General features: G+C 54.6%; 1 protein-coding gene and 1 rRNA gene. One reads left to right on the top strand and one right to left on the bottom strand.

Annotated elements, in window-relative coordinates:
- Positions 1-75, top strand: a 5S ribosomal RNA gene (gene rrf / locus F7Q90_RS28190); the annotation flags it as partial.
- 358 nt (positions 76-433) lie between these two features.
- Here the strand turns inward: rrf and F7Q90_RS25895 are convergent.
- Positions 434-529 (bottom strand): transposase domain-containing protein (locus F7Q90_RS25895; protein ID WP_151161182.1); only part of this gene is annotated, 96 nt, incomplete at its 5' end.

The following is a 529-nucleotide window of genomic DNA, read 5'->3' as shown; positions in this document are numbered from 1 at the left end:
GAACTCAGAAGTGAAACGCCGTAGCGCCGATGGTAGTGTGGGGTCTCCCCATGCGAGAGTAGGGAACTGCCAGGCATCAATCAGGTGAAGAAGCCCCGTACGGAAGTACGGGGCTTTTTTACGTCCGCAAATCATGGTTCAGCAGCCAGCCGGGCAGAATCTTATGGCCGTTTAAAGCCTCTTGAGCCCGATATCCTACGCTGCTGTTTGCACTGAACCGGCTGGCAAGACTCCTTCCATCGTCGCCTGGTACAGTTTCTTTGTATAAATTCTCCAGGCCCGCTATCCTGGGTCAGAAAGTAAACCGTACCCTCAGACCGGCAGGGGATGGCTTTTCTTCACTTCCCTGAGCGAAATCGAAGAATTAATGCTCAGGATCCCCGGCAGCTTGCGCAGTTCCTTTGTAAGCGTCGCATCTAGACCGTATTGACGTTCAGGCAGAGGTAAGGTCTACCTTCCATGGCAGCAGATCGCGGACCCGGTTCACCGACCAGTCCTGGATATGACCGAGGACGTAACGCAGCCACGC

Origin of the sequence: Pantoea stewartii subsp. stewartii, from assembly GCF_008801695.1 — a bacterium.
GTDB classification, from domain to species: Bacteria; Pseudomonadota; Gammaproteobacteria; order Enterobacterales; family Enterobacteriaceae; genus Pantoea; species Pantoea stewartii.
The sequence above is the reverse complement of the archived record's forward strand: the minus strand, read 5'-3'. Positions and strand labels throughout refer to the sequence as shown.